This window comes from Mycobacterium sp. (assembly GCF_049683355.1).
Taxonomy (GTDB): domain Bacteria; phylum Actinomycetota; class Actinomycetes; order Mycobacteriales; family Mycobacteriaceae; genus Mycobacterium.
This window is the reverse complement of record NZ_JBAUJB010000451.1, coordinates 1-8,348: the sequence shown is the minus strand read 5'-3', so window position 1 is coordinate 8,348 and position 8,348 is coordinate 1. Positions and strand designations below refer to the sequence as shown.

The 8,348-nt window shown below is 68.5% G+C and carries 8 protein-coding genes and 1 pseudogene; 3 read left to right on the top strand and 6 right to left on the bottom strand.

The genetic code is table 11. The annotated features are described in order from the left end of the window. Together WA944_RS25710 and amaB are read right to left on the bottom strand one after the other, a co-directional pair. Positions 1 to 150: SDR family NAD(P)-dependent oxidoreductase (locus WA944_RS25710; RefSeq protein WP_526647476.1), on the bottom strand; the 150-nt coding region annotated here is incomplete at its 3' end. A gap of 80 nt (positions 151 to 230) precedes the next feature. Continuing rightward, positions 231 to 1,775 (bottom strand): L-piperidine-6-carboxylate dehydrogenase, encoded by a 1,545-nt coding sequence (gene amaB, locus WA944_RS25705; protein WP_526647475.1) that lies wholly within the window; start codon positions 1,773 to 1,775, stop codon positions 231 to 233. Positions 1,776 to 1,826: 51 nt separating this feature from the next. Here amaB and WA944_RS25700 point away from each other — a divergent pair, with 51 nt between their 5' ends. Further along, positions 1,827 to 2,318, top strand: coding sequence for an Lrp/AsnC family transcriptional regulator (locus WA944_RS25700; RefSeq protein ID WP_526647474.1), 492 nt, complete (start codon positions 1,827 to 1,829; stop codon positions 2,316 to 2,318). 29 nt (positions 2,319 to 2,347) lie between these two features. Continuing rightward, positions 2,348 to 3,697, top strand: coding sequence for an L-lysine 6-transaminase (gene lat, locus WA944_RS25695; RefSeq protein WP_526647473.1), 1,350 nt, complete (start codon positions 2,348 to 2,350; stop codon positions 3,695 to 3,697). Here lat and WA944_RS25690 read toward each other — a convergent pair. Further along, complete coding sequence (locus tag WA944_RS25690) at positions 3,666 to 4,238, bottom strand: restriction endonuclease (RefSeq protein ID WP_526647472.1); 573 nt, start codon at positions 4,236 to 4,238, stop codon at positions 3,666 to 3,668. The genes lat and WA944_RS25690 overlap by 32 nt on opposite strands. A gap of 74 nt (positions 4,239 to 4,312) precedes the next feature. On the opposite strand from WA944_RS25690, the gene WA944_RS25685 reads away from it, so the two are divergent. After that, entirely contained in the window at positions 4,313 to 5,194 is an 882-nt protein-coding gene (locus WA944_RS25685; protein ID WP_526647471.1) for an NmrA family NAD(P)-binding protein, read from the top strand. 15 nt (positions 5,195 to 5,209) lie between these two features. Here WA944_RS25685 and WA944_RS25680 read toward each other — a convergent pair. The 3 genes and pseudogenes from WA944_RS25680 to WA944_RS25670 all read right to left on the bottom strand — a co-directional run. Beyond that, positions 5,210 to 6,310, bottom strand: a pseudogene (locus WA944_RS25680) (PDR/VanB family oxidoreductase). Positions 6,311 to 6,315: 5 nt separating this feature from the next. Further along, the gene (locus tag WA944_RS25675; protein ID WP_526374961.1) at positions 6,316 to 7,215 is read right to left on the bottom strand and encodes a metal-dependent hydrolase; all 900 of its coding nucleotides are present in this window, start codon (positions 7,213 to 7,215) and stop codon (positions 6,316 to 6,318) included. Between the two features lie 79 nt (positions 7,216 to 7,294). Then, on the bottom strand, positions 7,295 to 8,348 hold a 1,054-nt coding region (locus WA944_RS25670; RefSeq protein ID WP_526647470.1), incomplete at its 5' end, for a molybdopterin-dependent oxidoreductase.

Genomic DNA, 8,348 nt, shown 5'->3' with positions numbered 1-8,348 from the left:
GCCGATCGCTGCGGCCGCTGCGCGCGCGCCGTGTTCGTCGACGTCCCCGATGACGACGCGCGTGCCGTGTGCCGCGAGTGCCGATGCCAGCGCCTGCCCGATGCCCGAGCCGCCGCCGGTGACGACGGCGACCTTGCTGTCCAGTTCCATGCCCCGAGTGTGACTGACGGGCGAATCGGGCGCGCAAACGGACCGCTGAGGTGCGTGCGCGCGCCGGGTTCGCAGGGGAGTCAGCCGAACGTGACGCCCTGGGCCAGAGGGAGCTCGGACGAGTAGTTGACGGTGTTCGTCGCCCGCCGCATGTAGGCCTTCCACGAGTCCGAACCCGACTCGCGCCCGCCGCCGGTCTCCTTCTCACCGCCGAACGCGCCGCCGATCTCCGCACCCGAGGTGCCGATGTTGACGTTGGCGATCCCGCAGTCCGAACCGTCGGCGCCCAGGAAGCGTTCCGCCTCACGGATGTCCAGCGTGAAAATCGACGACGAAAGACCCTGCGGTACCGCATTGTTCATCGCGATAGCCTCGTCCAGAGTCTCGTAGGTCAGCACGTAGAGGATCGGCGCGAACGTCTCGGTGTGCACGACGGCACTCTGGCCGGGCATCCGGACCACCGCCGGGGTGACGTAGAACGCGCCCTCGTCCCCGACGTCAACACGCTCACCGCCGATCACCTCACCACCTTCGGCCTCGGCCTGCTGCAGCGCGCCGACCATGTCCCGGTAGGACCTCTCGTGGATCAGCGGCCCGACCAGCGTGCCCTCGGTGAACGGGTAGCCGACCGGCAGCTGCCGGTAGGCCGCGACGATCCTCGATACCAGCTCGTCGGCCACCGACGAATGCACGATCAGCCGGCGCAGCGTGGTGCACCGTTGCCCGGCAGTGCCCGCCGCCGAGAACACGATGCCCCGCACCGCCAGGTCGAGGTCTGCCGCCGGGGTCACGATCGCCGCGTTGTTGCCGCCGAGCTCGAGCAGCGCACGGCCGAATCGCGCGGCCACCCGCGGCCCGACCTCGCGGCCCATCCGCACCGACCCGGTCGCCGACACCAGCGCGACCCGCGGGTCGTCGACGAGCTGCTGGCCGATCTCCCGCTCACCGAGGACAAGTCGGCTGACCTCCGGTGGCGCACCGACATCGGCGCACGCACGCTGCAGTAGCGCCTGGCATGCCGAAGCGGTCAGCGGCGTCAGCTCGGAAGGCTTCCACACCACGGTGTCTCCGCACACCAGCGCGATGGCGGTGTTCCATGCCCAGACCGCAACCGGGAAGTTGAACGCGGTGATGACGCCGACGACACCGAGGGGGTGCCAGGTCTCCATCAGCCGGTGCCCGGGCCGCTCGGAGGCAATGGTCTTGCCGTACAGCTGCCGTGACAAGCCCACCGCGAATTCGCAGACGTCGATCATCTCCTGCACTTCGCCGAGCGCCTCGGAGGTGATCTTGCCGGCCTCGATCGTGACCAGCGAGGCCAGCGCCGCCTTGTGCTCGACGAGCAGCTGGCCGAGCCGGGCCACCAGCGCGCCACGCACCGGCGCCGGCGTCAGCCGCCACGTCGTGAACGCCTGTGCGGCTTCGGCGATCGCGGCGTCGGTCTGCTCGGCCGACGACGCTGTCAGGGTGAACAGCACGTCGCCGTTGATCGGCGAGCTGGCGGTCAGCCCGCCGGCGCCGGGGTCGCCCAGCGTCACCGTGGAGCCGACGGCGGCCAGCGCGTCGCGCACCCGGGACCGCAGCGCGTCTGAGGTGGGCAGCGGGGACTTCATTGTGGTGGTCATGAACAGGCCTCATCGAGCTTGTAGGGGTAGAGGTTCCGATACAGTGCGGCCATGAGCGGTCTCGACGAACCTGTGCAGCTCGACGAGATCGATCGGGTGCTGGCTCGTGAACTGGTGGCAGACGGCCGCGCAACGCTGGCCCATCTGGCTGCTGCCGCCGGTCTTTCGGTGTCGGCGGTGCAGTCGAGGGTGCGGCGGCTGGAGTCCCGCGGCGTCGTCGCCGGGTACACGGCCCGGATCAACCCGGAGGCCGTCGGCAGCATGCTGTCCGCGTTCGTCGCGATCACCCCTCTCGATCCGTCACAACCCGATGATGCACCCGCCCGGCTGGAACACATCCCCGAAATCGAGGCGTGCTATTCGGTGGCCGGGGAGGAAAGTTATGTCCTGCTGGTCCACGTCGAGTCTGCGCGGGCGCTGGAGGGTCTGCTCCAGCGGATCCGCACCGCAGCCGACGTGAAGACGCGCACCACGGTGATCTTACAGAAATTTTATGGCGAAAGACGTCACATACCGGAGACAACATCAGTCTCCGGGCAGTAATACCGCAAAATATCCTCTAGCATGGCGGTATGATTGATCTTCTTCCGGTCGCCAGCCGTGCCCGAGTCGCCCCGGCCGACGTGCGTGAGGTGCTGTCGCGCAGCATCCTCGCCGACGGCCTCGACCTCGTGCTCGACATCGAGCGCTCGCAGGGTTCGTATCTGGTCGATGCCCGCAGCGGGCGCGGCTACCTCGACATGTTCACCTTCTTCGCGTCCTCGGCGCTGGGGATGAACCACCCCGGCCTGGCCGACGGCGACACCTTCCGCGCCGAACTCACCGCGGCCGCGCTGAACAAGCCGAGCAACTCCGACGTCTACAGCGTCCCGATGGCGCGGTTCGTCGACACGTTCGGCAGGGTGCTCGGCGACCCGGCGCTGCCACACCTGTTCTTCGTCGACGGCGGGGCGCTGGCGGTGGAGAACGCGCTGAAGGTCGCGTTCGACTGGAAGAGCCGGTTCAACGAGGCCCGCGGACTGGATCCAGCGCTGGGAACCAAGGTGCTACACCTGCGCGGCGCCTTCCACGGCCGCAGCGGTTACACGATGTCGCTGACCAACACCGATCCCAACAAGGTGGCGCGTTTCCCGAAGTTCGACTGGCCCCGCATCGACACGCCGTATCAGCGACCGGGCGCGAACATCGAAGCGCTGGAAGCAGAGTCGATCCGTCAGGCGCGCGCGGCGTTCGAAGCCGCGCCCCATGACATCGCGTGCTTCATCGCCGAGCCGATCCAGGGCGAAGGCGGCGACCGGCACATCCGGGGCGCGTTCTTCGCCGCGATGCGCGAGCTGTGCGACGAGTTCGACGCGCTGCTGATCTTCGACGAGGTCCAGACCGGCTGCGGTATCACCGGAACCGCTTGGGCCTACCAGCAGTTGGGGGTGCTGCCCGATGTGCTGGCATTCGGCAAGAAGACCCAGGTCTGCGGTCTCATGGCGGGTGGGCGCGTCGACGAGGTGCCCGACAACGTGTTCGCCGTCAGCTCGCGGATCAACTCGACGTGGGGCGGCAGCCTCGTCGACATGGTCCGGTCGCGCCGCATCCTGGAGGTCATCGAGTCCGACGGGTTGTTCGAGCGGGCCGCCGAGAACGGGCGTTATCTGCGAGAGCGACTGCAGGAGTTGGCTGTCGAGTTCCCCGCTCTGGTGCGCGACGCGCGTGGTCGCGGCCTGATGTGCGCGTTCAGCATGCCGTCTGCGGCACAGCGCGACGCGCTGATCGCGCGGCTGTGGGACAACGGGGTCGTGATGCTGGGCTCTGGTGCCGACAGCGTGCGTTTCCGGCCCGCGCTGACGGTCTCGCAGGACGAACTCGACGCCGCGGTCGACGCGGTGCGCGACGTGCTCACGGGGATGTCGGTTCGGCAGGCAGGGTGAGTCGGCGGATCGTCGAGCGCAACCTCGGCAGATCCGCGCCCCCGACGATTTCGCAGCCGTGCAGCTCGGCGAGTTTGCGTGCAGCGGGGGTGAACTCGTTGTTGGTGACGACCATCGTCCTTGTGCAGTCCTGCATGGGAGCTCCGGCGACCACCTCCTGGACGGCGCCGGCCCCGACCGGGCGTGCGCGGCGCTTGCACTGGACCGCCAGCCGGTGGGGCCGGTGTCCGATGATCAGGTCGACGCCCCAGTCGCCGGTGAGCGAGGTCATGATCACCGGAACGCCGCAGGACCGGGCGATCCGGGCGACGTAGTCCTCGAAATCGGTGCCCGACATGTCTTCCCCGACGACGCGCTCCGCCGCACCCGGGGTGACAGCGCCGACAAGCGTGGCCAGGAAGAAGCGTGGAGCCATGGTGACGACGAGGGGGGCCAGCACCGCGAGCGCCACGCTGACGGTCAGGCCGGCGCCGACCAGATGGGCGGTGAGGCCGACGGCCACGCCCAGCACGGCGTACAGCTTCCACCGCAGCCTGGTCACGCACGCATGGTAAGCGCCGGGTGTGACAAGGCAGCGACACGCCGGCGGCAAGCCGTGGTAAGCACGTCTGATTGATGCTCATCACCGGTCCGACCGGCAACGTCGGTCACGAGCTGGTCGAGCTGTTGCGTGTGAAGACCGATCCGCAGGCCTGGCGGGTGGCGGGCCGCCATCCCGAGAGGCTGCGGGATCGACTGGGCGACGGCGCGCAGGTCAGTGCGTTCGACTTCTTCGACCGCTCGACCTGGCCGGCGACGCTTCGCGGTGTGCTGGCGCTGTTCCTGCTGTTTCCGCTGCCGGGCAACCGGGCAGCCCGCGAGGCGGTGATCCCGTTCGTGGAAGCCGCCGAAGAGGCCGGGTGCAGGCACGTCGTGTACGTCTCGGTGTTCGGCGCGGACCGGGCGCGGTTCATTCCCCACCACAAGGTCGAGGCCGCGCTGCAAGCCGGCACGATGAGCGTCACGATCCTGCGGTGCAGCTTCTTCATGCAGAACCTGCACCGGGCGATCTCCACCCACGGCATCGACATCGCCGACCGCGCAGAAGTGTTCATCCCGGCCGGGTCCGGCCGGACCACGTTCATCGATGCCCGCGACGCCGCCGAGGTGGCTTCCCTGGCGCTGACCGACGTGGCGTCCCACCGCAACCGCATCCACCACTTGACCGGGTCCGCAGCGCTGAGCATGAACGAGGTCGCCGACGCGTTGAGCGACGAGCTGGGTCACCCGGTCCGCTACTCGCGTCCCGGGCTGGTGCGGTTCGCCGCGCGGCTGCGTCGGCGCGGGGTGGGTTGGGACACGATGGGATTCATGTCCGCGGTCTACACCCTGACCCGGCTGGGGCAGAACCAGCCGATCACCGACGACGTCGCTCGGCTGCTGGGCCGCCCGCCGCGCACGATGCGAGAGTTCCTGCGCGACAACGCGTGGCGGTGGCGCGAGCACGCCTGGACGTAGGGACGGCGGCGGCGCTCAGAGGTCCAGCGTCAGGTTGCCGTCGGGGACCGCACGCGACACGCAGGTCAGCATCAGGCCTTCGGCGCGCTCGGATTCGGTCAGCAGCGTGTCGCGGTGATCGACGGCGCCGCTGAGCACGCGGGTGCGGCAGGTGCCGCAGAAGCCCTGCTAGCACGAATACGGCGCGCGGACGCCAGCGCGGTTGAGTGCGGTCAGCATGGTCTCGTCGGCCGCGACCGGTACCGAGACCCCGGAGGACATGATCGACACCGTGAATTCGTGGCCGTCGACCACCGGCGGTGCGACGAACCTCTCGAAGTGCAGTGCGACGTCGTCGCGGTCGGCCAGCCGGGACCGCAGCGCGGTGAGCAGTGGCGCGGGTCCACACGCATATACCGCTGTGCCACCCGGACATTCGCCGAGAAGCTCATCCGGGGACGGCAGCCCGTGGATGTCGTCGGTGCGGATCTGGACACGCCCGCCGAACGTTGCCACCTCGTCGAGAAACGGCAGGCTGTCTCGGTTGCGGCCGGTGTACACCATCGACCAGTCCACGCCGAGGTCGCGCGCACGGTTCAGCGTCGGCAGGATCGGGGTGATCCCGATTCCGCCGGCGATGAAACGCAGCCGACGGGTGGGCACTCCACGCCCGGGCACCGTGAGGGGAAACGCGTTGCGCGGACCGCTGGTGGTGACCCGCGAGCCGACGGGCAGGTGGTCGTGCACCTCCATCGATCCGCCGCCGCCGTCGGGAATGCGGCGCACCGCGATCCGGTAGGAGTCGGTGTCGGCGGGATCGCCACACAGGGAGTACTGCCGCAGTACCCCACTGGGCAGGCGGACGTCGATGTGGGCGCCGGGATGCCAGCCGGGCAGCCGGCGACCGTCGGGCGCGACCAGCCGGAGTGCGATCACCTCGTCGTTGTGCGCGACCACTTTCCGGTCGGCCACCTCGAGGGTGATGGCCCGGTCGAGCGTCTGCGGTTCTGCCATGTCGCGGATGCGTCCGGTGAGGCGCCACACCCCGGTCACGGCCCCGTCGATCAGCCCGATGAACGGGTCGTGTCGGGAACGTCCCGACACGCTCGGCGGGACGTCCCGAAACCGGTTGCGCAGCAACGTCACAGATGCGCTGCGCGGGCAGCGGGGGACCGGGCCAGGTACGAGACCGCCTGGGCGGTCGATCCCATCTGTTCGGGGGTGAACCCGGGACGGAAATAGGTCAACGTATTGCTGCCGAACAGCTTTCGGTATTTGGGCAGCAGTCCGAGCTTGGAGTCGCGGGCGCGTTCGCGCTGCATGCGCCACCACCCCATGTTCACGTTCGGGTCGGTCTTCATCAGGAACGACGTGCCACGCTGGAAGAAGGTGAAGATGCCGATCATCGCCATCACCATCGCACCGATGCGGTCGACGTAGCTGTTGTGGAAGTAGACGGCGACGTCGTGGGCGACGTTGCGGTGTTCGACCTCCTCGCTGCCATGCCAGCGGAACACGTCGGCCATCGTCGGGTCGGCTCCGTGCTCGTCCCAGGTGCAGTTCAGCGCGAAGTCGCCCATCACCGCCGTGTAGTGCTCGATGGCTGCGATGAACCACAGCCTGTCGCACAGGTGGTTCAGCCGTCGCTTCGGATCCTCGGACGTCGACGGTGCGAGCACCTTGGTGAAGACGTACTCGACCTGATCGAGCATCGGTGTGGGGTCGATGCCCCGCGCCTCCATGAAGTCGTGCAGCAGCTTGTTGTGCACCTCTGCGTGGGTGCCTTCCTGGCCGATGAAGCCACGCATGTCCTCGGCGAGTTTCGGATCCTTCACCAACGGCAGTGCTTCGTCGTAGGTGGCGACGAACCAGCGCTCGGCTGCGGGCAGGATCAGGTTCAGGAAGCTGATCACATTGGAGGCGACGGGATGACCGGGAATCCAGTGCAGGGGGGTGTCGGAGACATCGAAGTGCACCCGGCGGGACTGAATCTGCACCGGGCCCGGGTCGACCTCGATGTCAGATCGGTGCTGCTGCGGCATGGTTACCTCCACCGGGGAACGTTCCCCCCGAGCCTACGAGCAAACATCGGGCGGCGCGCCGAAGTGCCGGGAACGACATCTACTCGACGGTGAAGATCATCGAATGCCAGCCTGTCGACCCGTCGGGGACGGGTCCGGGGTTGATCAGACGTAGCCGGTCCTCGACCTGCATGGTGCCCTGGCCGTCGTACGCACGGCACGTCACGGTGTGCTGTCCTGGCGGCAACGGCCTGGTCAACCGGAACATCCGCCAGGTGTTGCGGTTGACCTCGGTCGCCAGTTCGGCGGGCTGCCACGGCTGGTCATCGAAGCGCACTTCGACCTTGCTGATGCCGCGGCCCTGAGCCCAGGCGGTACCGGCGACGGTGACGTCGCCCCCGGGCACCCGCTGGAACGACGACGGCGCGTCGATGCGCGACGAGATCTTGATCGGCACCACACCCGGCGGCTGACCGTCCCAACCCCGCCGCACCCAGTACGGCTTCACGTCGTAGGTGGTCAGCTCCAGTTCGGTCAGCCATTTGGTGGCCGAGACGTAGCCGTACAGTCCGGGGACCACCGTGCGGATCGGGAAGCCGTGTTCGGGCAGCAGTGCTTGCCGGTTCATCCCGATCGCCACCAGGGCTTCCTTGCCGGCCTCGCGCAGCAGGCCCAGCGGGGTGCCCAGGGTGAACCCGTCGACCGAATGGCCCACGACCTGTTCGGCGCCGTCCTGGATCCCGGCGCGGTCCAGCAGGTCCAGCAGGGGGACACCGATGAAGTTCGACGTCGACACATACGGCCCTCCGACCTCGTTCGACACACAGGTCATCGTGATCGTGTGCTCCGCCAACGGCATGGACCTGAGGTCGTCGAAGGTGAACTCGAGCGGCTCGTCCACCATGCCGGTGATGCGCAGCACGGCGTCCTCCGCCCGAAGTTGGGGCACCGAGAGGTTGATGTCGATGCGGTAGAAGTCCGGGCTGGGGGTGAGGAACGTCGGGGTGCCCAGTTGCGGGAACGCGGCGCTGTCCGGAATCGGCGGGGCGGGCGTGGTCGGGATCAGTTCACCGACGGCGCGCCGGGACGCCGCGACGTCGATCCGCCTGCCCAGCGCGAACCCGCCTGCGCCGGCGACCAGCGCACCCACGGTG

Excerpts from the sequence above, each read along its gene's own strand:
- amaB (WP_526647475.1), bottom strand. The coding sequence starts at position 1,775 with ATGACCACCACAATGAAGTCCCCGCTGCCCACCTCAGACGCGCTGCGG.
- WA944_RS25675 (WP_526374961.1), bottom strand. The coding sequence starts at position 7,215 with ATGCCGCAGCAGCACCGATCTGACATCGAGGTCGACCCGGGCCCGGTG.
- WA944_RS25700 (WP_526647474.1), top strand. The coding sequence starts at position 1,827 with ATGAGCGGTCTCGACGAACCTGTGCAGCTCGACGAGATCGATCGGGTG.
- lat (WP_526647473.1), top strand. The coding sequence starts at position 2,348 with ATGATTGATCTTCTTCCGGTCGCCAGCCGTGCCCGAGTCGCCCCGGCC.
- WA944_RS25685 (WP_526647471.1), top strand. The coding sequence starts at position 4,313 with ATGCTCATCACCGGTCCGACCGGCAACGTCGGTCACGAGCTGGTCGAG.